A 22,528-nucleotide genomic window follows, 5' to 3' on the forward strand; every position below is an offset into this window, starting at 1 on the left:
CGGCCGCCCGCCGCCCATCCGGATCAGGCCGCGACGGTGGCCCGGCGACGGGCGGCAGCGGCGCCGCGCGTCTCGGCGTAGGCCAGCCCCATCACGGCGGTGAGCAGGAGCAGTGTGCCGATGACCGTGGCCGCGGTGAGCCGCTCCCGCAGCACGGTCACGGCGATGACTGCGGCGCTCACCGGCTCGAGCAGCATGATGACGGACACGGTCGCCGAACGGACCGCCGCGGCGCCCGCGAAGTAGAGCGCGTAGGCGAGTGCGGTCGGCACCGCCGCCACGTAGACGAGCAGCCACAGCACCTGAGCCGTGTCTGCGGTGTGCGGCACAAGGCCTTCGACGGCCGCCATCGGCAGCAGTCCCACCGCGCCGACACCGAAGGCCCACGCGCTGGTGGAGAGGGGATCACCCGCCGCCCCGTCCCGGCCGAGCCACCGGGTCAGCAGGGTGATCGCCGCGTATCCGGCAGCGGACAGCAGGGCCAGCAGCACTCCGGCGGGCCGCACTTCGGCCGCTTCGCCCCCGAGCACCAGCACGGCGAGGCCGGTGAGCGCACCGGCCACGGCGGCGATCCCGCCCCTGCCCAGCCGCTCCCCCAGGATCAGCCGCGCGCCGACAGCGATGAGGACGGGCCCCGCGCCCAGCGTGACGACGGTGCCGACCGCGAGTCCGGTCGCCTCGACCGCCGCGAAGTAGGCGCTCTGGAACACGGTGAGACCGATACCGGTCCCCAGGACGCGCAGCAGCCGCCGACGGCGCGGCTCGACGGCGGTACGCGGGCGGCGCGGACGCACCACGAGCGCCCCGGCCAGCAGGACGAGACCGCCGGCACAGCGCCAGAACGACAGGGCCAGGGGCCCGAGATCACTGATCCGGAAGAGCAGGGAGGCGGCGGCGCCGGCCGTACCCCAGGCAATACCGGCGACGACGAGATAGACCAGGCTCCGCCCGACGGGCATGCCTGCGACAGGGTGGGACACGTGATTCTCCAGAAGAAGGGGTGGTCGCTGGGCTCCGCGCGCGGGCAGCGACGAACCGCCCGGGGACGTACCCGAGCCCGGTCTTCGTCCGGAGTGGCCGCCTCGCGCTAGGCGGCGGGAGGCGGAAGCACGGTCTGCAACATGATCGACACCCTACGACGGGCCCGGAGGCCGGGACAACTCACCCTCGGCGGCGGCCGGCCCGCGCACTCCCGCCGTCCCCCCGGCCGGCCCCGCCGGACCGGAGGCAACGGGCCCGGACGGAGGCCTCGGCGCGGACGACTGCGCGATGAAGGCGCCGATCAGCACCACTCCGCCGCCCACGAGCTGCGGCGCGGAGAGGTGCTCCCCCAGCAGCACCCAGGCGAGCACGGTCGCGATGACCGCCTCGAGGCAGGCGACGACACCAGCGACCTGGGGTGAGAGCAGCCGTACCGACACCACTCCGGTGGCATAGGCCAGCACGGTCGCGAGCAGCACGATCCAGCCGAGCAGGAGCCATGCCGGGACCTCGCGCCCCGCCATGTCCGCGCTCCCGCCGAGAACCGCCCAGTCCATTCCCCAGGGCCTGGCCACCACCGTCAGCACGGCCGCGCCGGCCAGCAGTCCGTACGCGATCACGCCCACGGGGTTCGGCGGTTCGGCTCCGGCCGTGTCACCGTGGCCGGCCCCCTGGTCGGACAGGACGAAGTAACCCACCTGGCAGCACGCCGCGCCGAGGGCGAGCAGCAGCCCGATCACGTCGAAGCTCAGACCGGTCCACACCTCGACGACGCAGGCCAGTCCGCCGACCGCCAGCACCACTCCGGCCGCGGCGGCGCGGGTGACGGGGCGCCGCTGCACGAAGCGCACCCAGCCGAGGACGAGCGCGGGCGCCAGATATTCGATCAGCAGGGCGACCCCGACCGGTATGCGCGAGATCGAGGCGAAGTAGAAGGCCTGCACCCCGGCTACGGCGAACAGCCCGAAACCGGCCAGCAGAACGGGCCGCTCCCGCACGAGCTTCCGGTGCCGCCAGGCGACCGGCAGCATGACGAGGGCAGCTCCTGCCACCCGTAGCCACACCACGTGCAGCGGGCCGAGTCCCGCCTCGATCAGCGGCTTGGCCGCGACCCCTGAACCACCGAATGCGAAGGCCGAGGCAAGGGCCAGGCCCAGACCGGCTCTTCTCCCCTGAGACGCGTGCATCGGCACATCATGGCAGCAGTCGTCAGCAGCGTCACCACTGTCACACCTGTCTGCCGCGTGTTCATGATCACCCGTACGGGCCGCCACCCGTGGCCGCCCGGTCCGCCGCGCGGGCACCCAGCCGCCCGGCCGCGACCCCTGCCCGCCCCAGCACCTCGACCGCACGGCAGTGCGGGTCCGCGACCAGGGCGGCCAGCAGGTCGCGGCCGTCGGCGTGGAGCTCCCCGCGCAGCACCGCGCCACGGGCGGCTCGGTCCAGCGCCGCTGCCGCCGCGGGCGACCACCCTTCACCCGCGGGCTCCCGCACGGCCGGGAAGGCGCCCGAATCCTCTTGTGTCCCCTGCCAGCGAAGGCCGTATCCGATGCTGCGCTGAACGAGATATCCGAGCACCTTGGCCAGTTGGGGCCCGCCGTCGAAGACCTCCCGCACCTCGGAGTCGGACTCGACGAGGGAGTGCAGGAGATGAGCCGTGTCGACATGCCGGTCGCCGTCGCGCACGGCCCGCCGTCGCGCACCGGTCACGACACCGGTCATGGCGGCGCTCAGCTCGGCACCGGCCCACGGGTGGTTCGGCGGGGTCGGTTCGGGGATCCCTGATGTCCGGATGTGCACATCTCCACCCCATCAGTCCCGCGGAGTGGAAACATCCCCGGCACGGCCCATCCGCCATCCCGCGAAAGGCGGGGACCGCGGGAGGGCCCTCATCCTTGCGGATGAGATGAGATCGCACCGTCCGGGCCGTTCCGAGGCATGGGCCGCGAACAGAAGAAGGGCCCCGCGGCGGAGGCCCTCCTTCCGGTGCGCATACCGCACGGCTCAGTGCTCGTCGGCGAGGATCAGGTACAGCTTCTTGCGGGCGTCGTTGATCACGGTGAGCGCCTTCTGCCGCTGATCGGCCGAGCCCGTCTTCCAGACCTGGCCGAACGCCTCCATCAGACCGAAGCCGGCCTGCCGGATCTCGTTCACGCCCTCCCAGTCGACGCCGCGCCCCGCCTCCTCCCAGGGAGCCTCGGGGCCGGACTCGGCCTCGCCGCGACCCAGGTCGGTGAGCGTGAACAGCTTCTTCCCGCCCTCACTGGCGCTGACGATCAGCCCCTCGTCCTCCAGCAGTTGGAGGGTGGGATAGACCGAGCCCGGGCTGGGCTTCCAGGCCCCTCCGCTGCGCTCGCCGATCTCCTGGATCATCTCGTAACCGTGCATCGAGCGGTCCTTGAGCAGCGCGAGGATGGACGCGCGCACATCACCGCGCCTGGCCCTCCCCCGGCCACCGCCCCGACCCCGTCCGCCACCGAAAGGGCCGCCGCCGAAGGGCGGCCCGAACGGCCCGAACGCGGCGCGGCCGCCTTCGAAGTCCCCCCTGCCGGCGCCTCGGCGCCCGGGGCCGTATCCGTGGTCGTTTCCATGTGAACGCATGACCGCGCTCCTCTCTCCGTCGCCGTGACGTGTCGTGGTGACGCGACTTCACCGAACGGTCGCGATGGCTCAACGATATATCGGAAGCTGTCGCCTGACAAGGCTCACATCCCGTCCCGCGTCCCGCGTCCCACCGGACGCGAACAGGCCGCACATCCTGGATTGGCCTTGGACCGCGCCGAACCGCCCCGCCTACGGTCGGCTCCATGAAGATCCGCATCGTTGACGCGTTCGCCGACCGCCCCTTCACGGGCAACCCCGCCGGAGTCGTGCTCCTGGACTCCGGCGCCTTCCCCGGGACGGACCGCCTCCAGCGCGTCGCCTCCGAGGTCAACCTCTCGGAAACCGCCTTCGCCCACCCACTGCCCCCGGGCGGTGAGGCCGACTGGGCGCTGCGGTGGTTCACTCCCGCCACCGAGGTCGATCTCTGCGGGCACGCGACACTGGCCACCGCCCACGTCCTGCACACCACCGGGACCGCGAGCGGCACGGTGCGCTACGCCACCCGTTCCGGCATCCTGCGCACCACCGCCCACACCGACGGCACCCTTACCCTGGACTTCCCGACCGCCCCGCTGACACCCGTGCCCGCCCCGCCCGGGCTGACGGAGGCGCTCGGCGCCTCGCCCCTCTCCGTGCACGACACGGGTGAGCACGTCGGCGACCTGCTCGTGGAGCTGGCCGACGAAGCAGCCGTACGCGCCCTGCGACCGGACTTCCACGCGCTCATCGCCTGCTCCCGCCGGGGCGTCATCGCCACGGCGGCTGCCGAGGACCCGGCGAGCGGGTACGACTTCGTCTCGCGTGGCTTCTTCCCCGGGGTCGGCATCGACGAGGACCCGGTGACCGGCAGCGCTCACACAGCCCTGGCGCCCTTCTGGTCGGCCAGGTTCGGCCGCGGCGACCTCATCGGCCTCCAGGCGTCCGCCCGATCAGGCACGGTCCGTACCTCACTGCGCGACGAGCGCACACTGCTCAACGGCAGGGCCGTCACGGTGATCGACGGGGAACTGCTCACCGGACTCTGAGCTCACCGGGGGCGGACCGCCACTCCTCCGCGGAGGGCCGGCTGCTCACGGGGTGGGCAGCCAGTCCACCTTCCCCGCGAGCAGCGCGTAGCCGACGAAGGCTCCGATGTCGAGCAGGGCGTGCGCGACGACGAGCGGACCGACCCGCCCCCAGCGCCTGTACAGCAGCACGAAGACGACGCCCATGACCACGTTCCCTATGAAGCCGCCGATCCCCTGATAGAGGTGGTACGAACCGCGCAGGACGGAGCTCGCCACCAGGGCGGCCGTCGGCGTCCACCCCAACTGCCCGAGCCGGCGCAACAGGTAGCCGACGACGATGACTTCCTCCACGAGCGAGTTCTGCACCGCGGAGAGGATGAGTACCGGAAACTTCCACCAGACATCGGGCAGCGATTCCGGAACCACCGTCAGGTTGAATCCCGCGGCCCGCGCCACCAGGTAGAACGCCAGTCCCGCGCTGCCGATCCCCGCCGCGACCAGGGTGCCGCGGCCCGCATCGGGCCAGGGCCTGGTGCGATCGAGTCCGAGGGTCCGCAGACCCGCCCGTTCCCGCATCAGCAGATGAGCCACCAGCGCGACGGGTACCAGGGCCGTCGCGATGCCGAACAGCTGCCAGGACAGGTCCAGCCACGGACGCCCGGGGGCGTACGACCCGTTCAGCGTCGCCGCCTGGTCCTTGAGGCCCCCCGGTTTCGTCAGCGACCCGATGAAGCTGATCAGGGCGGACACCCCGCTGGCCCCGAGCGAGAGAGCCAGTACGAGCAGCGTCTCCGACCGGAGGGTCCGTCGGGACACCTCCTCGTGAGAATTGGAATCAGCCACGCGCCCCGCCTCCACCTGTGCCCCTGCCGTCAGCCATGTGTCGTCATAGCTTGCCCGACGGAGACCGGACGGCCCCGGGCGGCCCGCCCCTCAGGGAGCGGGGAAACCGACGGGCCAGGTGTGCACCGGCTCCCCGGCCTGCATCAGCTCTCCGTAGCGCCGGGTGGTGGCTGCCAGCGCCCCCTCCCGTTCGAGACCCGCCTCCAGGGCGCGGTGGTAGGTGTCCACCTGCCAGGAGGCGCCGTTCACCCGGAGCCTGCACCGCTCCTCGATGATGCCGAGGTAGTGGTCGCGGTCCGAGGGCTCGATGTTCCAGGCGTCGAGCCCCGCGGCGGCGAGCGGCAGCAGTTCGTCCCGGACGAGCTTGACGGCGGGCACCTTCGCCACACCGCCGGATCGTCCGGGACGCGGCCAGAGCAGCTCGGCGTCGATCCCGTGGCGGCAGGCTGCGTCGAAGTTCTCCGCCGCCGCCCCGAAGGGCAGCTTGGACCACACCGGCCGGGTTTCGTCGGCGAGCGCGCGCACCAGACCGTAGTAGAAGGCGGCGTTGGCGATCACATCGACGACCGTGGGGCCGGCGGGCAGGACCCGGTTCTCCACCCTCAGGTGCGGTACGCCCTCGGCCAGCCCGTACACCGGGCGGTTCCACCGGTAGACCGTGCCGTTGTGCAGGACGAGTTCCGCCAGCGAGGGTACGCCGCCCTCGTCCAGGACCCGTAGCGGATCCTCCTCGTCGCAGATCGGCAGCAGGGGCGGGTAGTACCGAAGGTTCTCCTCGAAGAGCTCGTACGCCGAACTGATCCAGCGCTCCCCGAACCAGGTCCTGGGGCGCACTCCCTGATTCCGCAGTTCGGGCGGCCTCACGTCCGTGGCCTGCTGGAACAGCGGCGGCCTCGACTCACGCCAGAGCTCCTTGCCGAACAGGAAGGGAGAGTTCGCCCCGAGGGCGATCTGCACGGACGCGACGGCCTGTGCCGCGTTCCATACGTCCGCGAAACGGTCCGGGGTCACCTGCAGGTGCAATTGGACCGACGTGCACGCCGATTCCGGCGCGATCGAGGGGGAGGTCGAGACCAGTCGCTCGACCCCTTCGATATCGAGAGAGAATTCCTCGCCGCGCGCGGCCGCCATTTGATCGTTGAGAAGCGTGTACCGGTCGGCGTCCGACAGGTTCGCCGGCACCACGTCGCCCTGTCCGAGGGTTGGAAGGATGCCGATCATCACGATCCCGGCGTCCACCTCCGCGGCCTTCCTGTGGGCATATGCCAGCCCCGTGCGCAACTCCTCGGCCAACTGATCGAAAACCCGGCCGCTCAACCGGTGAGGAAGAATATTTACTTCCAGATTGAACATCCCCAGTTCCGTCTGGAAGTCCCGGCTGGCGATGCGCTGGAGCACCTCAGCATTCCGCATCCTCGGCATGCCGTCCGAACCCGCGAGATTCAGCTCGATCTCCAGCCCCATGAGATTTCGGGGACGATCGAACCTACGCTCCGACAGGAGCCTCTCCAGCCCGGTCAGGCACTGGGTGAGCTTCTCGCGGTACGCCAGCCGATCGGACGGGGCAAAGGCACCCGACACGACCTTCTCACCCATCGAAAGGTCCCTCCTCGAGTGGACGGCCCGAAGCACAGGCCGTTCGTATCACGATCGATAATGCCCCGACGAGATGATCCGTAACGCCCCCACGGCACATGGACACCCGGTAGTCTGATGACTGAAGCCGGAGGCACATTCCTAAGGCATGAGGCATATGCAGGGCGTGCGATCGACGAGCACGACGGAATCACCGATGAGTTTCAGCCTACCGCCGCGCCGGGAAAACAGCTGGCGAAGGGGTGCCCGAGGTGGCCTGAATCCACAGAAACCGCGCAATTCAAAGGCTCAAATCCACCTTGCGTGCAATATGTGGAACGGGTAGCCGAAACATCGTGTGAACATTTGTCGTATAAACTCTGCGCACGAGGCAGAGAGTTGACGCACCGGCCCGTCCGCCCGTCACCGGCCCCGCACGCCGACAGCGCCGTCTGCACCCGCCCACGCATCACCGTGTCTCCGAAGTGAGAGGCGACCCACCATGCCGCTGCATGTCTTCCCGGCCCCCGCGCCCGCACTCCGCAGCGTTCTCGCGGCACTCGGTTCTCCCACCGCAGTCCGCGAGTCCCACACACCCGCTCTCCGGTCCGTCCAGGGATCGCTGAGCCCCGAACTCCCGCTTCCCGTCCACGTGCTGGACCGGATCGTGCCGAACGAGGCCGCACCGCGCACCCGCCTCGCCGGCTGGCGTTTCCTGATCCGAAGCGGTGGGCGCGCCGTCGCCGCCGCCGACACCATGCTCACCGCCGACGGCTGGACCTTCTCGCACTTCTTCGAGGGTCCCTACATCACCTCCACCGAACTCGCCGTACGGCAGGCGGAGTCGACGGCCACGCCCTATCAACCACGTCTGCTGTCGGTGCCCGAGCTCTACATGTTCACGCTGTGGCTGCACCACGACATCGAGGCGGACGCGGGCAGCGGCGCCCTCGCACCGACCGATGTGCTGGTGCCCCTGGCACCCGCGCCCCCGGGGATCACGGCCCACCGGCCGCACCGGGCCGCGGACCTGCTCCCGGTCATGACTCTGCGCGTCACCCCGGCGCCCCTCCCGGACGCGCCAGGGCTCCCCGGTCTCCTGGGGTCGCCCGCCTGACCCTGTTCCGCACCCGTACCCGCCCCCGTCGAGTCCCATCGGCGGGGGCGGGTCCGTTCCCGTCCGGACTAGTCCTGTCAGGTCACCCCGAACCATCCGAACGGACAGTCAAGTTGGATCGAACCGTCCGGCCGGGTGACGCGATGCGGGAGGAGAACAACGGCTCCCGCGAAATCCCTGCGCGGAGACGCCCGCAGGGCAACACTGGGACCGACCGATACGGGGGCAGCCATGCCCACCCCGCCAAGCCGCAGGACACCCGGCTCGACACAGCGAAAGAACCCGCCCATGTGCCAGCACAAGCCACCCTGCCCGACCGCCGACTCCAACGACCGGGAAGCCGCACGGCTGATGGCCCACCACCCGGAACAGGGCTGGAGCCTGTTGTGCAACGGCGTCCTGCTCTTCGAGGACACCGGAGAGCTGCTCCCGGACGGGCAGATCATCGCGCCTCACCGCCCGCTGGACAGCGGCCGGGTGATGAAGGCTGCCTGAGCACGGCTGACAGGACACAGGGGCCGGCCCGGGGAAGTCCCCCGCACCGGCCCCGACGCGCATCCGGCCTACTGGTCGTACGCGTCCAGCGGCGGGCAGGAGCAGACCAGGTTGCGGTCACCGAACGCGCCGTCGATCCGCCGCACCGGCGGCCAGTACTTGTCCGAGGGCGTGACACCGGACGGGAAGACCGCCTCTTCACGGGTGTAGGCGTGGTTCCACTCGCCACCGAGCGCGGCTGCCGTGTGCGGGGCGTTGCGCAGCGGGTTGTCGTCCGCGCTCCACGCACCGGAGGCGACCTTCTCGATCTCGCCCCGGATGGCGATCATCGTGTCGCAGAACCGGTCGAGCTCAGCGAGGTCCTCGCTCTCGGTCGGCTCGATCATCAGGGTCCCCGCCACCGGGAACGACATGGTCGGCGAGTGGAACCCGTAGTCGATCAGCCGCTTGGCGATGTCGTCGATGCTGACGCCGGTCGCCTTGGAGATCGGACGGAGGTCCACGATGCACTCGTGCGCGACCAGACCGGCAGGGCCGTTGTACAGGACCGGGAAGTGCGGTTCGAGGCGCTTGGCGATGTAGTTGGCCGCGAGGACGGCGACCTGCGTCGCGCGCTTCAGACCCTCGCCCCCCATGAGGCGTACGTACGCCCACGAGATCGGCAGGATGCCGGCCGAACCCCACGGGGCGGCCGAGATCGGTCCGACGCCGGTCTCCGGACCCGCCGCGGGCTGGAGGGGGTGGTTGGGGAGGTACGGCGCCAGGTGGGCGCGCACGCCGACCGGACCGACGCCCGGACCGCCGCCGCCGTGCGGGATGCAGAAGGTCTTGTGCAGGTTGAGGTGGGAGACGTCACCGCCGAAGTGTCCCGGCTTGGCGAGACCCACCAGCGCGTTGAGGTTGGCACCGTCCACGTACACCTGGCCGCCGGCGTCGTGCACCTCGCCGCAGATGTCGGCGACGTGCTCCTCGAAGACACCGTGCGTGGAGGGGTAGGTGATCATGAGGACGGCGAGTTCGTCGCGGTGGGCCGCGATCTTGGCACGCAGGTCCACGATGTCGACCTCGCCGTCGTCGGCGGTCTTCACCACGACGACCTTCATCCCGGCCATCACGGCGCTCGCGGCGTTGGTGCCGTGCGCGGAGGACGGGATCAGGCAGACGGTGCGCCCGTGCTCCCCGTTGGCCCGGTGGTACGCGCGCACGGCCAGCAGCCCGGCGAATTCGCCCTGCGAGCCGGCGTTGGGCTGGATGGACACGGCGTCGTAACCGGTGACCTCGGCGAGACGCTCCTCCAGCTCACGGATGAGGGTGAGGAAGCCCTGTGCCTGGTCCGCCGGCGCGAAGGGGTGCAGCGCACCGAATTCGGGCCAGGTGATCGACTCCATCTCGGCGGTGGCGTTGAGCTTCATGGTGCAGGAGCCGAGCGGGATCATCCCGCGGTCCAGCGCGTAGTCACGGTCGGCGAGCTTGCGGAGGTAACGCAGCATCGCCGTCTCGGAGCGGTACCGGTGGAACACCGGGTGGGTGAGGACGTCGTCGGTGCGCAGCAGTGCCTCGGGGAGCACGTCGGCCGCCTCGGCGTCCAGCGCCTCGACGTCGCCACTGGTCCCGAAGGCGGCCCAGACCGCGGCGATCCGGGCGCGGGTGGTGGTCTCGTCACACGCGACGGAGACGTGGTCGGCGTCGACGAGGCGCAGATTCACACCGCGCTCACGCGCGCCGGCGACCACGTCGGCTGCCGCACCCGGCACGCGGACCGTGAGGGTGTCGAAGTACGTGTCGTGCACGATCTCGGTCCCGGTGGAACGCAGCCCCTCTGCCAGGACGGTGGCGAACCGGTGGGTGCGCCGGGCGATCGTCCGCAGCCCCTCGGGCCCGTGGTAGACGGCGTACATGCCGGCCATGACGGCGAGCAGGACCTGCGCCGTGCAGATGTTGCTGGTGGCCTTCTCGCGGCGGATGTGCTGCTCACGGGTCTGCAGTGCCAGCCGGTAGGCCTTGTCGCCGTCCGCGTCGACGGAGACCCCGACGAGACGGCCGGGCAGGCTGCGGGCGAACTTCTCGCGCACGGCCATGAAGCCGGCGTGCGGTCCGCCGAAGCCCATCGGGACGCCGAAGCGCTGCGTGGTGCCGACGGCGATGTCCGCGCCCAGCTCGCCGGGCGAGGTGAGCAGGGTGAGGGCCAGCAGGTCGGCGGCGACGGACACGATCGCGCCCAGCTCGTGCGCCTGGTCGATGACGGGCTTGATGTCCCGCACGGCACCGGAGGCACCCGGGTACTGGAGCAGCACACCGAAGACGCCGCGCTCGGCGATCTCCGCCGGGATGCCCTCGGCGAGGTCGGCGACGACGACCTCGACACCGGTCGGCTCGGCGCGGGTCTCGATCACCGCGATCGTCTGCGGCAGGGTGTCGGCGTCGACCAGGAAGACGCCGCCCTTCACCTTGCCGACACGTCGGGCCAGTGCCATGGCCTCGGCTGCGGCCGTCCCCTCGTCGAGGAGCGAGGCACCCGAGGTCGGCAGCCCGGTGAGGTCGGCGACCATCGTCTGGAAGTTCAGGAGGGCCTCCAGCCGGCCCTGGGAGATCTCCGGCTGGTAGGGCGTGTAGGCCGTGTACCAGGCAGGGTTTTCCATGACGTTGCGCAGGATCACCGGCGGGGTGAACGTGCCGTAGTAGCCGAGCCCGATCATCGGTGCGAGCACCTGGTTGCGGTCGGCGAGGCTGCGCAGCTCGGCGAGGACCTCGGCCTCGGTGCGGGCCCCGGGGAGGTTCAGCGCCTCGGCACTCCTGATCACGTCGGGCACCGCGGCGGCGGTGAGCTCGTCGAGGGAGCCGTAGCCGACCTGGGCGAGCATCTTCGCCTGTGCCCCGGCATCGGGCCCGATGTGGCGCTGCTCGAACGGAATGCCCTGCTCCAGCTGGGAGAGCGGAGTGCGACGGGGGGTCATGGTGGAGGCCTCCTGGTCTGTCACGACCTGCGAGGGGCGCCACGGCGTGGCTGCCCGAACGGCCTCCCCATCTGTCATCTCGACCTGAGAGCTTCACCGGCGCGCCCCTGGGGCGTACCGGCTTTCACCGTCGGTGAGGGAGGTTCCCGTCGTGGCACGTGCCCGTACGGATTCCGCCCTGCTTTCCAGAGTGACCTCGTCCGTGCGGTACGGGGGCCTGAGAGATTCCGGGGAGGAGTTGCTCCTTCGGCGCCTCCGGATCGCTCCGAAGGACTCTCCCGCACAGGGTCAGCAGCCGTTTCCCAGCCTACCAGCGAGCCCGGAGCGGGCCGTCCCGAGTGGCCGCCGACCGCGATCTGGCCTTTCGTAGTGCCTGTGGAGCAGCCGCGACCACCTGATGCCGTCGTGACCAGTGGGAGGCACCGTGCAGACCGACATCGATCCGCGCAGCCTGATCGGCCGCAAGGCCTTCGACCGTCAAGGTGCCAAGATCGGGACGGTGGACGAGGTCTATCTCGACGACGCCACCGGCGTACCGGAGTGGGCGGCCGTACGCACCGGTCTCTTCACCAGGGACGCCTTCGTCCCGCTGGAGCCGAGCGAATTCGTCGACGGTTCGCTGATGGTCCCCTTCGACCGGGCATTGATCAGGGACGCGCCCGATTTCGGTGTGGGCCGCCATCTGTCTCCGGAGCAGGAGCTGCAGCTCTACCGTCACTACGGACTGGACACCTCGCCCTCGCCCTCTGCCGGGACGGGGCCCGACAGGGACTTCGGCAAGCTCGCCGGCCACGAGGAGTAGTCCGCCGGATCCCGCACCAGGGGCAGCGGATCGGCCGGCTCCAGCTCCGGATCGTCGATGCGGAACGTGCGCACCCGGCCGGGAGGCGTCCAGGGTTCCTCGAAACGCACGGTGACCCGGCCGACGCCGCTGCCCTGCACCCAGCCGTGTCCGTGGACGCCGTGCCGTACGTCGTGGCCGGCCTGCCAGCGCCGCGAGGCCGGCGGCTCCCCGCTCTCCCGGGTCTCCTCCGCCCCCTCCGCCCCGGTGTCCCGCTCGTCCGGGGCGGCGTCGGCAGCCGCTGACTCCTCGGCGGCGTGCTCAGCGTCGGCCGCCTGGGCGAACAGGTCCTCCTGTGTGAAGTCCGCCAGCCCCGTGACACCCACTCCGAGCAGTCGTACGCCACCGGTCGTGTCCACGGCCTCCAGAAGGCGCCCAGCGGCCTCCCTGACCACCGTGGGGTCGTCGGTGGGGCCGCGCAGGGTTTCGGACCTGGTGAGCGTCGAGAAGTCGTAGCGGCGGACCTTGAGGACGACGGTCCGCCCGGACCTTCCCGCATCCCGCAGCCTCCGCACGCAACGGTCGGCTAGCCGCACCACCTCCGCCCTGACGCGCACGCGGTCGTGCAGGTCCACGTCGAAGGTGTCCTCGACCGACACGGACTTGGCGTCCCGTTCCGCTACGACGGGACGGTCGTCGTGGCCCTGCGCCATGCGGTGGAGCGCGACCCCGTGCGCCCTGCCCAGCAGCCGCACGAGCTCCGCCTCGCCCGCCTCCGCTAGGTGGCTGACGAGGGTCATGCCCGCGCGCCGGAGATGGTCACCGGTGGCGGGTCCCACACCCGGGAGGATGCGTACGGACATGGGCGCCAGGAGCTCACGCTCGGTGCCGGGTTCGATCAGCAGCAGCCCGTCCGGTTTCGCTTCCTCGGAGGCGATCTTGGCCAGCATCTTGGAGCCGGCCAGCCCGACGGATCCACTGAGTCCGGTGACGTCCCTGATCACGGTGCGCAGCTGCCCACCGATCGCTCGCGCGGAAGCCGAGTCCTCGGCGACGCCCCCGGCCTCCAGGTCCACGAAGGCCTCGTCCAGGCTGAGCGGCTCGACGAGCGGTGACAGCCGTCCGAGCAGCTCCATCACCTGGTCGCTCACCGTCCGGTAGAGCGCGAAACGCGGGACGAGATAGGCGGCGTTGGGCGCGAGTCGCCTCGCCTGTGCCATCGGCATCGCCGAATGGACGCCCAGCCGACGAGCCTCGTACGAGGCGGTGGCGACCACACCGCGCATACCCAGACCGCCCACCACCACGGGCTTGCCGCGGAGGCTGGGCTTCGCCGCCTGCTCCGCGGAGGCGTAGAAGGCATCCATGTCCAGATGCAGGATGGTCGGCGCGGCTCTCACAGGAACCGATGCTGCCCTACGGCACTGACAACCGCCCCGCCCTGCACCCGCGCCGCCCCGCCCTGCCCCGGTGTGTCAGCCCGCGCGGTTGCGCCGTCGTGCCAGCTCGTCGGTGGGGTTGTGACCGATCAGGGTCTCCCCTGTACCGACGCGTTCCCCGTGCAGCTGGGACAGGGCGGCGTCGACGTCCTTCCAGACGACGCCCACGGCGATGCCGAAAATGCCCTGGCCGCCCTGGAGCAGGTTCACGACCTCGTCGGGCGAGGAACACTCGTAGACCGTCGCCCCGTCGCTCATCAGGGTCATCCGCTCGAGATCCGTGAATCCGCGGGCTCTGAGGTGCTGAACGGTGGTGCGGATGTTCTGGAGGGCGACCCCCGTGTCCAGGAACCGCTTGACGATCTTGAGGAGGACAACGTCCCGGAAACTGTAGAGACGTTGTGTCCCCGACCCGTACGCCGGACGCACGCTCGGTTCGACCAGCCCTGTACGCGCCCAGTAGTCGAGCTGACGGTAGGTGATCCCGGCCGCCGCGCACGCTGTCGGCCCCCGGTAGCCGATGTCCCCTGCCAATGCCACACCGTCCGCTGCCACCACCGCCGGCTGAACCGGCTGTCTGATGGAATGGTCGGCCGCACTGCCGTGCTGCCGATACGGCCCACCCGCGACCGTACCGTCGCCGCTGCTTCTCACGCCGACCTCCGTCCTTGACCTGCCACCTCGAAGGTAGGCAGTCACCAGGGGTGCGTCAACGATCGCCACACTCGGCACGCCGAGTGATAATCACCCTGAGGGTGGTTTCCCTTGACTGATTCCGGGGAACGGCTTGTCGGATGCGCTGACACCGCCACCGTGGGACGGTCACTGACTATTGGTACCGAAGTCCTCCGGCGAGATCTGGTCGAGGAACTCGCGGAACTTCTCCACCTCGTCCTCCTGCTCGTCCGGAATGGCGATGCCCGCGTCGTCCAGCACACCGTCACTGCCGTAGATCGGCGTACCGGTGCGCAGGGCGAGCGCTATGGCGTCGGAAGGCCTCGCGCTCACCTCGACCCCACTGGCAAAGACCAGCTCCGCGTAGAAAACCCCTTCCCGTAGGTCCGTGATGCGGACCTCGGTGAGCTCCTGGCCTACCGCCTCGAGCACATCCTTGAAGAGATCATGGGTCAGCGGCCTGGCCGGAGCCATGCCCTGCTGGGCGAAGGCGATCGCGGTCGCTTCCCCAGGGCCGATCCAAATAGGGAGGTACCGGTCGCCTCCCACTTCACGCAGGAGCACGATCGGTTGGTTGGAGGGCATTTCCACCCGGACACCCACAACGTCGAGCTCGTTCACACAGCAACCCTAGGACGTGCCCGCCATGTTTGGATAGTCGGGCTCCTCCGCCCTCAGTGGAAGCCGGCCTTCAGGGCGCTCTGCACGAGCGCGGCGTGGAGCCGTACCGAGAGCTCCGCGAGCTCCCTCGCGGTGGCCTCCGCATGGGCCCTGGTCTGCGGGTTCCGATGCCTCCGCAGCGGTGCGACAACCTGCTCGACCAGCCCGGCCTCACGCTCCGCGGCCGCCTTCATGGCCCGTAGATGCCGAGGTTCCAGGCCGAATCTTCCCAGGTCCGACACCAGACGCGCCACAGTCACCGCCTCGGCGTCGTAGCTGCCCCCGGAAGCGGGCACGATCAGCCCGTACGCCTCCCACTCGTCGAGCTGCTCCTCGTCCGCCTCGACGGCAGCCAGGAGCTCGGAGCGGCCGATACGGGCGGCGGTGGCCTGTCCCTGGCCCGGGTCACGGAAGGGGTCGACGGATTCGCCCTGTCCGCCTCCGGACGGCAGTACCGCCTGCTCACCGCGGGCCAGGGCTTCCAGGTGCTCACGGATGACCTTGAGCGGCAGGTAGTGGTCCCGCTGCATGCGCAGTACCTGTGCCAGCCGCTCGACGTCGGCAGGGCTGAACTTCCGGTAGCCCGACGGCGTCCGCTGAGGCTCGATGAGCCCTTCCGCCTCCAGGAAGCGGATCTTGGAAATGGTGACTTCGGGAAACTCGTCGCGCAGCTGCAGAAGCACCGTGCCGATGCTCATCGCGCGTTCGCCTGCGGCGGCGGTGCCGTTACCGGCACCGCCTGTGGGTGTTCGCAGCATGGACCTTCCTGAGGGTCCCCCCGGACGAAGTCCGGAGGAGGTCACACGCCCCGCTGGCTCGCGTAGAAGACCAGCCGGTACTTCCCGATCTGGACCTCGTCGCCGTTGGTCAGCGCGACGGAATCGATGCGCTCGCGGTTGACGTAGGTGCCGTTGAGGCTGCCGACATCGCCCACGGTGAAACTACCCTCCGGGCTCCTGTGGAACTCGACATGACGCCTCGACACGGTCACGTCGTCGAGGAAGATGTCGCTCTGCGGGTGGCGGCCGGCCGTCGTGAGGTCACCGTCCAGCAGGAAGCGACTGCCCGAGTTCGGGCCGCGCCGCACCACCAGCAGCGCGGAACCGGCGGGCAGGGCATCGACGGCGGCCTGGGCCTCCGGGGAGAGCGACGGAAGGGCTGTCTGGCCCGTGACCTCGGCCTCGTACGCCTCGATTCCGGAGATCGAGATGGTCGAGGTCGTCTCCGAGGCACGCTCGGGCACTCCGCCCCTCAGCGGTGCACCGCAGTTGGAGCAGAACCGGCTGGCCTCGGCATTGCGATGCCCGCACCTCGTACAAACCGTCATGGACGAGCCCTCCGGAGCGGAGGTGAACCCTCCACCCGTACTCGAGGTCGATGAGTCCCCGAAACCTATGCGTCCTGCACCTCCGGGGTCAACGGACGACGCGCCGGACCCACCGGCGGCACCCTGGACCTCGTCGCGGAAGAGCGGGCGCTCCGAACCCTGCTCCTCGGCACCCTGACGCGGAGCGCGGTGGCGGGCAGCGTTGTTGCTGTCCTCGCGGGCGCTCTTACCGAACAACTTCGCAAACAACTTCACGGGCGTTTCCCCTTGACCGAAATAGACCCGCCCGTGGGGCAGGACGAACCCTGAATGAACACACCTGCCGACCCGGACATCTTCACAACGTCCGTATCCACCCGACAGTTTCCACCACGCGTCACCGATCCGTTGCGCCGACCCCCCGCAACCTTGCGGCCGTGTCCTTCGAACACCACGCGCCCCCGCCTCACTGGGGTGACGACCGAGCGTAATCAGGCTGCTTCGCCGGTCGCAAGGCGTCCACGACGATGTCGTCGGCGCGCACCACCTCCGCCGTGGCCTGCTCCCCCATGAGGGTCTGCACCACGCCTCCAGGGATGTTCAGAGCCGGCTCCAGGTCCTGCGGCTTGCCGATGACCTCGAACGCGTAGGGCGCCTCGATCTTCCGGCCGTCGACTCTCAACTCTCCCCCGTCACCGGAGAAATATGTGCCGGCCACCACTCGAACGCCGTTGACCTCGATCGCCTCGGCGCCCGCGGCCCGCAGCTCCTGCACGGTGTCCAGGAGCATGTCGGCCTCCACCGCGCCGCTCGGGTCACTGATGGTCAGCGTGATGCCCGGCCCGTGCGCCGCGACCGTACCGGCCAGGATACCGAGCTGCCGCTCCTTCTCCAGCGTCTGCTTGCGCGCCTCCTCCGCCTGGTCGGAGCTGTTCTCGAGTTCCGTCCGCTGGTCGTCGAGGCGCTGCTTCTCGTCCTCGAGGCGCTGGGTGCGGTTGTCGAGTTCGTCGAGGATACGGACCAGGTCCTCCTGACGGGCGCCGCGCAGGGCGCTGTTGTCGCTGTTGGACCTGACCTGGATGGCCAGCCCCAGTCCGAGGACGAACAGCAGCAGCGCCACGACCAGTTGGGCCCGGCTGACCCGGGGCGGCCAGAGCCCTGCCAGGAGCCTCTGACGGCCTGAGATCTCCTCGGAAGGGGCCGGCGGGGGCGGCGGTTCCGCTGCGGGCGCCTCGGCCGGGAGAGCCCCGGTGAGCTTCCGTCCGGGGCTCCGCTCGCCGCGCGGGTTCTGTTCGTCGTTCATCGGCCTCACGCCCGGAAGACGTGCCGACGGATGGCCGCGGCGTTGGAGAAGATCCGGATGCCGAGCACGACCACCACTCCGGTCGACAGCTGGGCTCCGACGCCGAGCTTGTCACCGAGGAAGACGATCAGCGCGGCCACCACCACGTTCGACAGGAACGACACCACGAAGACCTTGTCCACGAAGATGCCGTCGAGCATCGCCCGCAGGCCGCCGAAGACGGCGTCGAGCGCGGCCACCACGGCGATCGGCAGATAGGGCTCGACCACCGCCGGCACTTCGGGCCGGACCAACAGTCCGACCACGACTCCCACGACGAGGCCCAGTACGGCGATCACGATGTGCCCTTCCTTGTGTCTGCCGCACCACTGCCCGTGTCTGCGGCCTGAGGCTCTGCTGTACGTACGATCAGGCTGGGCGCGGCCGGCAGACGCACCTTCTCCTGCTCGGAGATGCTGGTGCGGATGTCGAAGCTCTCGTGCAGGGCCTGAAGATACTGGCCGTCAGCACTGTCCTGGAAGGCCGTGGCGAGCGTTTTCCCGTCCCCCACCGCCAGCACCGTGTACGGCGGCACGAGCGGCCTGTTGTCGACCAGTATGGCGTCGCCCGCCGCCCGGATCGCGGAGAGCGCCGTGAGCCGCTGGCCGTTGATCGAGACCGCCTCGGCGCCGGACTGCCACAGCCCGTTGACCACGCGCTGCATGTCCCTGTCGCGTACGCGCCCGGTATCGGCGAAACCCGTGGACTCCCGGGGCCCGCCACCGCCCTGGTCGGTGTCCTCCGCGTCGTCCACGACCAGCTTGACTCCAGGGCCTTCGACCGGGGTGGCCCCGGACAGCAGAGCCACCAGGACGCCCTGGTCCCCGCCGTGCTCCTGGAGTGCCTTGCGCTGCCGCTCGCCGACGTCCTTGCGCAGCTTCTCGACATCCGCCTCGAGCGTGTCCGCCGTGGAGGTCTCCGCGTTCACCCGGTCGATGAGCTCTTCGCGTTCCTTCGCCACGACGGGCGCCGCGACCTGTGCCTCGGCAGCTCCGAGTGTCACCACGAGGGCCGCCAGCACCAGGCCCCCGGCGAGGCCGAGCTTGGCCTTCAGGGTGCGCGGGATCCCGTCGCCGCCCTCGGCCCGACGACGTTCCGAGGCCTCGGCGTATCCCTCGTCGAGGCTGTGTTCCATCACGGTGGTCAGCAGCGACATGGACGCGTCGGGGCGAGGACGCGTCGGGGCGCTACTCCGATCGGGGGGCGGCTGCGACATGCCGCACATCGTCGCACGTCATGCCCGCTGCCGCCGAATGGCCCCACCGCGGGCCCGGAAGCCGTGGCGTTCGGCTCCCGGGCCCACGGTCAGGTGCTCAGTCGCCCGCGCTGTCCACCACCGCGGCCCACTCGTCGAGCAGGGCCTGTGCCGAGGCGTCGTCGGGGCCTTCCGCCCACAGGTGGGTGACCGCCTCCGACGGATCGGGCAACACCATCACCCAGCGGCCGTCGGTCTCCACCACCCGGACACCGTCCGTGGTGTCCACGCTCCGCTCGCCCGCGGCCTCCACGACCCGGCGCATGACGAGGCCCTTGACCGCCCAGGGCGTGGCGAGGTCGCGCCGCAGCACATGGGCGCGCGGGATGCGAGCGTCGATCTGGCTGAGGGTGAGCTGTGTCCTGGCCACCAGGCCGATCAGTCGTACGAAGGCCGCCGCACCGTCGAAGACGCTGCTGAACTCGGGGACGATGAAGCCGCCGCGCCCGTCGCCGCCGAAGATCGTGGTGTCCTCACGGCCCACCCGGGTCAGGTCGTCAGGTGACGTGGTCGTCCACTCCACCTGAGTACCGTGGTACGCCGCGACCTGCTCGGCGACGCGCGTGGTGGTCACCGGCAGGGCGACCCGTCCGCTTCTCCGCTCGGCGGCCACGAGGTCGAGCATCACCAGCAGTGCCCGGTCGTCCTCGATGATCCGGCCCCGCTCGTCCACGAGGGACAGCCGTTCGCCGACGGGGTCGAACCGGACCCCGAAGGCGGCCCGGGCGGACGAGACGATCTCGCCGAGGCGGACCAGCCCCGCACGCCGGGACTCGACGGACTCGGTCGGCCGGGACTCGTCGAGTCCCGGGTTGATGGTCAGCGCGTCCACACCGAGGCGTCCGAGCAGGCTGGGCAGAACGAGCCCGGCACTGCCGTTGGAGGCGTCCACGACCACCTTCAGGCCCGCGTCGGCGATGCCCGCCGTGTCGACGTTGCGGAGCAGGGACCCCGTGTAGGAGTCGAAGACGCTCGACGGGAAGTGCAGGTCCCCGATCTCTCCGGGAAAGGCCCTGCGGTACTCCTGACGGGCGTAGACCCGGTCCAGCTTCCGCTGCCGCGCCTGGGAGAGGTCGGCTCCCCGCTCGTCGAAGAACATGATGTCGACCGAGTCCGGAACGCCGGGAGAGGTACGGATCATGATGCCGCCGGCGCTGCCCCGCGCGGTCTGCTGACGGGCCACCGGCAGCGGCACGTTCTCCAGGTCCCGGACGTCGATGGCACTGGCCTGCAGCGCCGAGATGACCGCTCTCTTCAGTGCACGGGCGCCGCGGGAGTGGTCCCGGGCCGTGGTCACCGTCGCGCCCTTCTTCAGCGTCGTCGCATACGCTCCGGCGAGCCGGACGGCGAGCTCGGGCGTGATCTCGACGTTCAGGATTCCGGAGACACCACGGGCACCGAAGAGATGTGCCTGGCCGCGCGATTCCCAGATCACCGAGGTGTTGACGAAGGCGCCGGCCTCGATGGTCTTGAACGGGTAGACCCGGACATTTCCCTGAATGATCGATTCTTCACCGACCAGACACTCATCCCCGATGACAGCGCCGTCCTCGATGCGGGCTGCCCGCATGATGTCGGTGTTCTTGCCGATCACACAGCCACGCAGATTGCTGTGCTGCCCGATGTAGACGTTGTCGTGCACCACGGCCCGGTGCAGGAACGCACCGGATTTCACGACGACGTTGGATCCCACCACGGAATGTTCGCGAATCTCCGCGCCTGCTTCGATCTTGGCGTAGTCACCGATGTAGAGCGGTCCCCGCAGCACCGCGTCGGGGTGGACGTCCGCGCCTTCCGCGACCCAGACCCCCGGAGAGATCTCGAAGCCGTCGAGTTCGACGTCGACCTTGCGCTCCAGCACATCGGCCTGGGCCTTCACGTAACTTTCGTGCGTGCCGACGTCCTCCCAGTAGCCCTCGGCGATGTAGCCGCAGATCAGCTTGCCGTCCTTCATGAGCTGCGGGAACACGTCGCCGGACCAGTCCACCGAGGTGTCGGCCTGGACGTAGTCGAAGACCTCGGGCTCCATCACGTAGATGCCCGTGTTCACCGTGTCCGAGAAGACCTGACCCCAGGTCGGCTTCTCCAGGAAACGCTCCACCTTCCCTTCCTCGTCCACGATCGTGATCCCGAATTCCAGGGGATTCGGGACCCGGGTCAGGCACACGGTGACGAGTGCGCCCTTCTCCTTGTGGAAGGCGATGAGGTCGGTGAGATCGAAGTCGGTGAGGGCATCACCGGAAATGACAAGGAAGGTGTCGTCCTTCAGCGCTTCCTCGGCGTTCTTCACGCTGCCCGCGGTACCGAGGGGCTTCTCCTCGTTGGCATAGCTGAGCTCCATCCCGAGCTCTTCGCCGTCGCCGAAATAGTTCTTGACGAGGGAGGCGAGGAACTGGACGGTGACCACGGTCTCATTGAGCCCGTGCCGTTTGAGCAGCCTGAGCACATGCTCCATGATCGGCCGATTGGCCACAGGAAGGAGCGGCTTGGGCATGCTTGAGGTCATGGGGCGAAGACGAGTGCCTTCGCCGCCTGCCATTACGACGGCCTTCATGTCGGAAACGTCCTCCTCGAAGAGACGACGGTTTAGCCGACTTCACCCGTCGGGGCGACACCACAACTATCGGGTGCGGGCCGGCGACACTGCACGGCGCCACGAGAACGAGCTAATCGGCTACTTCATCCGCCTTGACCAGACGGCGGACCTGGACCACGTAGAGGATCCCTGCCCACCAGTACAGCGTTGTACCCCACCCAGCGAACGCCCATCCGAAAATGGTGCCCAGCGAAGCAAGCCAACCACTTCCGTCACTGAGCAGCAACAAGGGGAAGGCGTACATCAGGTTGAAAGTTGCAGCTTTTCCTAGGAAGTTCACCTGCGGCGGCGGATAGCCGTGCCGGCGCAGGATTCCGACCATGACGAGCAGCATCAGCTCACGGGCGAGGAGTGCGGCCGTCAGCCAGAGCGGCAGGATTTCCCGCCAGGTGAGCCCGACGAGGGTCGACAGAATGTAGAGACGGTCGGCAGCCGGGTCCAGGAGCCGGCCGAGACTGCTGATCTGGTTCCATCGACGGGCCAGCTTGCCGTCGAGGTAGTCACTGACCCCGCTCAGCATCAGGACCAGCAGGGCCCAGCCATCGCTGTTGGGCCCGCCGAACACGGGGCGAAGAATCAGCCACAGGAAGAGCGGTACGCCGACGAGACGAGCCATGCTGAGGATGTTGGGGATGGTGAGTACTCGGTCCGTCTGAACTCGAGTCTCCTGGACCTCCACCCGAGTGCCTCCTGTGAAGAATGTGCCGATGATGCCCCCTGACCTTACCCTCACCGCCCTGGCACCGATGCACAGGGGTATGGGGAAGAGATCCCGTGAACGCAGAAAAGCCCCGTGCCACAAAGGCACGGGGCTTTCCCGGAATAATTGTTCGGCGGCGTCCTACTCTCCCACAGGGTCCCCCCTGCAGTACCATCGGCGCTGAAAGGCTTAGCTTCC

21 protein-coding genes, 1 rRNA gene and 1 riboswitch are annotated in these 22,528 nt (G+C 69.6%); of the genes, 4 read left to right on the top strand and 18 right to left on the bottom strand.

Annotated features, from left to right (window positions below; all coding sequences use genetic code 11):
- Nucleotides 1–23 precede the first annotated feature (23 nt).
- From ABT001_RS20515 to ABT001_RS20530, 4 genes are all read right to left on the bottom strand, one after another.
- On the bottom strand, nucleotides 24–959 hold the full coding sequence (locus ABT001_RS20515) for a DMT family transporter (RefSeq protein ID WP_502967492.1): 936 nt from the start codon (nucleotides 957–959) through the stop codon (nucleotides 24–26).
- Nucleotides 960–1,133: 174 nt separating this feature from the next.
- Nucleotides 1,134–2,168, bottom strand: a complete 1,035-nt coding sequence (locus ABT001_RS20520; protein WP_351279364.1) for an EamA family transporter — start codon at nucleotides 2,166–2,168, stop codon at nucleotides 1,134–1,136.
- 67 nt (nucleotides 2,169–2,235) lie between these two features.
- Nucleotides 2,236–2,781 (bottom strand): Clp protease N-terminal domain-containing protein, encoded by a 546-nt coding sequence (locus ABT001_RS20525; protein ID WP_502967489.1) that lies wholly within the window; start codon nucleotides 2,779–2,781, stop codon nucleotides 2,236–2,238.
- A 204-nt stretch (nucleotides 2,782–2,985) separates the two neighbouring features.
- A complete protein-coding gene (locus tag ABT001_RS20530; RefSeq protein ID WP_351279367.1) occupies nucleotides 2,986–3,582 on the bottom strand; it encodes a PadR family transcriptional regulator in 597 nt (198 codons plus the stop codon).
- Nucleotides 3,583–3,788: 206 nt separating this feature from the next.
- On the opposite strand from ABT001_RS20530, the gene ABT001_RS20535 reads away from it, so the two are divergent.
- On the top strand, nucleotides 3,789–4,610 hold the full coding sequence (locus tag ABT001_RS20535; protein ID WP_351279370.1) for a PhzF family phenazine biosynthesis protein: 822 nt from the start codon (nucleotides 3,789–3,791) through the stop codon (nucleotides 4,608–4,610).
- 45 nt (nucleotides 4,611–4,655) lie between these two features.
- Here the strand turns inward: ABT001_RS20535 and ABT001_RS20540 are convergent, their stop codons facing one another.
- A complete protein-coding gene (locus ABT001_RS20540; protein ID WP_351279373.1) occupies nucleotides 4,656–5,435 on the bottom strand; it encodes a CPBP family intramembrane glutamic endopeptidase in 780 nt (259 codons plus the stop codon).
- 90 nt (nucleotides 5,436–5,525) lie between these two features.
- A complete protein-coding gene (locus ABT001_RS20545; RefSeq protein ID WP_351279376.1) occupies nucleotides 5,526–7,031 on the bottom strand; it encodes a glutamate-cysteine ligase family protein in 1,506 nt (501 codons plus the stop codon).
- Nucleotides 7,032–7,512: 481 nt separating this feature from the next.
- Here ABT001_RS20545 and ABT001_RS20550 point away from each other — a divergent pair, with 481 nt between their 5' ends.
- Both ABT001_RS20550 and ABT001_RS20555 read left to right on the top strand, forming a co-directional pair.
- Complete coding sequence (locus tag ABT001_RS20550) at nucleotides 7,513–8,127, top strand: hypothetical protein (RefSeq protein WP_351279379.1); 615 nt, start codon at nucleotides 7,513–7,515, stop codon at nucleotides 8,125–8,127.
- Between the two features lie 288 nt (nucleotides 8,128–8,415).
- Nucleotides 8,416–8,622 (top strand): DUF5999 family protein, encoded by a 207-nt coding sequence (locus ABT001_RS20555; RefSeq protein ID WP_351279382.1) that lies wholly within the window; start codon nucleotides 8,416–8,418, stop codon nucleotides 8,620–8,622.
- 68 nt (nucleotides 8,623–8,690) lie between these two features.
- Here ABT001_RS20555 and gcvP read toward each other — a convergent pair whose 3' ends face one another.
- A complete protein-coding gene (gene gcvP / locus ABT001_RS20560; protein WP_351279384.1) occupies nucleotides 8,691–11,576 on the bottom strand; it encodes an aminomethyl-transferring glycine dehydrogenase in 2,886 nt (961 codons plus the stop codon).
- Between the two features lie 195 nt (nucleotides 11,577–11,771).
- Nucleotides 11,772–11,867, bottom strand: a riboswitch (glycine riboswitch).
- Nucleotides 11,868–12,000: 133 nt separating this feature from the next.
- Between gcvP and ABT001_RS20565 the strand changes: the two genes are divergently transcribed.
- Nucleotides 12,001–12,378, top strand: a complete 378-nt coding sequence (locus ABT001_RS20565; RefSeq protein ID WP_351279387.1) for a PRC-barrel domain-containing protein — start codon at nucleotides 12,001–12,003, stop codon at nucleotides 12,376–12,378.
- Here the strand turns inward: ABT001_RS20565 and ABT001_RS20570 are convergent.
- From ABT001_RS20570 to rrf, 11 genes are all read right to left on the bottom strand, one after another.
- Nucleotides 12,294–13,757 carry a DNA polymerase IV gene (locus tag ABT001_RS20570; protein WP_351279390.1) on the bottom strand — a complete coding sequence of 488 codons (1,464 nt, stop codon included), beginning with the start codon at nucleotides 13,755–13,757 and terminating at the stop codon, nucleotides 12,294–12,296. The two genes, ABT001_RS20565 and ABT001_RS20570, sit on opposite strands and share 85 nt — an antisense overlap.
- A 75-nt stretch (nucleotides 13,758–13,832) precedes the next feature.
- Complete coding sequence (locus ABT001_RS20575) at nucleotides 13,833–14,450, bottom strand: MerR family transcriptional regulator (protein ID WP_351279392.1); 618 nt, start codon at nucleotides 14,448–14,450, stop codon at nucleotides 13,833–13,835.
- Nucleotides 14,451–14,618: 168 nt separating this feature from the next.
- Nucleotides 14,619–15,092 (bottom strand): bifunctional nuclease family protein, encoded by a 474-nt coding sequence (locus ABT001_RS20580; RefSeq protein ID WP_006123076.1) that lies wholly within the window; start codon nucleotides 15,090–15,092, stop codon nucleotides 14,619–14,621.
- 53 nt (nucleotides 15,093–15,145) lie between these two features.
- The gene (ftsR, locus tag ABT001_RS20585; protein WP_351279394.1) at nucleotides 15,146–15,889 is read right to left on the bottom strand and encodes a transcriptional regulator FtsR; all 744 of its coding nucleotides are present in this window, start codon (nucleotides 15,887–15,889) and stop codon (nucleotides 15,146–15,148) included.
- Nucleotides 15,890–15,930: 41 nt separating this feature from the next.
- Complete coding sequence (locus ABT001_RS20590) at nucleotides 15,931–16,713, bottom strand: FHA domain-containing protein (RefSeq protein WP_351279397.1); 783 nt, start codon at nucleotides 16,711–16,713, stop codon at nucleotides 15,931–15,933.
- Between the two features lie 190 nt (nucleotides 16,714–16,903).
- A complete protein-coding gene (locus ABT001_RS20595; RefSeq protein WP_351279399.1) occupies nucleotides 16,904–17,740 on the bottom strand; it encodes a DUF881 domain-containing protein in 837 nt (278 codons plus the stop codon).
- A 5-nt stretch (nucleotides 17,741–17,745) separates the two neighbouring features.
- Nucleotides 17,746–18,078 (bottom strand): small basic family protein, encoded by a 333-nt coding sequence (locus ABT001_RS20600; RefSeq protein WP_003970459.1) that lies wholly within the window; start codon nucleotides 18,076–18,078, stop codon nucleotides 17,746–17,748.
- Nucleotides 18,075–18,995, bottom strand: a complete 921-nt coding sequence (locus ABT001_RS20605; RefSeq protein ID WP_351279401.1) for a DUF881 domain-containing protein — start codon at nucleotides 18,993–18,995, stop codon at nucleotides 18,075–18,077. The genes ABT001_RS20600 and ABT001_RS20605 overlap by 4 nt, the downstream gene beginning before the upstream one ends.
- Before the next feature lie 97 nt (nucleotides 18,996–19,092).
- Nucleotides 19,093–21,588, bottom strand: coding sequence for a sugar phosphate nucleotidyltransferase (locus ABT001_RS20610; RefSeq protein WP_351279404.1), 2,496 nt, complete (start codon nucleotides 21,586–21,588; stop codon nucleotides 19,093–19,095).
- A gap of 112 nt (nucleotides 21,589–21,700) precedes the next feature.
- A complete protein-coding gene (gene clsA / locus ABT001_RS20615; protein ID WP_104790512.1) occupies nucleotides 21,701–22,309 on the bottom strand; it encodes a cardiolipin synthase ClsA in 609 nt (202 codons plus the stop codon).
- Nucleotides 22,310–22,458: 149 nt separating this feature from the next.
- Nucleotides 22,459–22,528, bottom strand: a 5S ribosomal RNA gene (gene rrf / locus ABT001_RS36105); the annotation flags it as partial.

This window comes from Streptomyces sp. NPDC002793 (assembly GCF_040295485.1).
GTDB lineage: Bacteria > Actinomycetota > Actinomycetes > Streptomycetales > Streptomycetaceae > Streptomyces.

Coding starts and splice junctions, on each gene's coding strand:
- ABT001_RS20550 (WP_351279379.1), top strand. CDS start 7,513: ATGCCGCTGCATGTCTTCCCGGCCCCCGCGCCCGCACTCCGCAGCGTT.
- ABT001_RS20530 (WP_351279367.1), bottom strand. CDS start 3,582: ATGCGTTCACATGGAAACGACCACGGATACGGCCCCGGGCGCCGAGGC.
- ABT001_RS20555 (WP_351279382.1), top strand. CDS start 8,416: ATGTGCCAGCACAAGCCACCCTGCCCGACCGCCGACTCCAACGACCGG.
- ABT001_RS20610 (WP_351279404.1), bottom strand. CDS start 21,588: ATGAAGGCCGTCGTAATGGCAGGCGGCGAAGGCACTCGTCTTCGCCCC.
- ABT001_RS20595 (WP_351279399.1), bottom strand. CDS start 17,740: ATGAACGACGAACAGAACCCGCGCGGCGAGCGGAGCCCCGGACGGAAG.
- ABT001_RS20535 (WP_351279370.1), top strand. CDS start 3,789: ATGAAGATCCGCATCGTTGACGCGTTCGCCGACCGCCCCTTCACGGGC.
- ABT001_RS20605 (WP_351279401.1), bottom strand. CDS start 18,995: ATGTCGCAGCCGCCCCCCGATCGGAGTAGCGCCCCGACGCGTCCTCGC.
- gcvP (WP_351279384.1), bottom strand. CDS start 11,576: ATGACCCCCCGTCGCACTCCGCTCTCCCAGCTGGAGCAGGGCATTCCG.
- ftsR (WP_351279394.1), bottom strand. CDS start 15,889: ATGCTGCGAACACCCACAGGCGGTGCCGGTAACGGCACCGCCGCCGCA.
- ABT001_RS20520 (WP_351279364.1), bottom strand. CDS start 2,168: ATGCACGCGTCTCAGGGGAGAAGAGCCGGTCTGGGCCTGGCCCTTGCC.
- ABT001_RS20545 (WP_351279376.1), bottom strand. CDS start 7,031: ATGGGTGAGAAGGTCGTGTCGGGTGCCTTTGCCCCGTCCGATCGGCTG.
- ABT001_RS20515 (WP_502967492.1), bottom strand. CDS start 959: ATGCCCGTCGGGCGGAGCCTGGTCTATCTCGTCGTCGCCGGTATTGCC.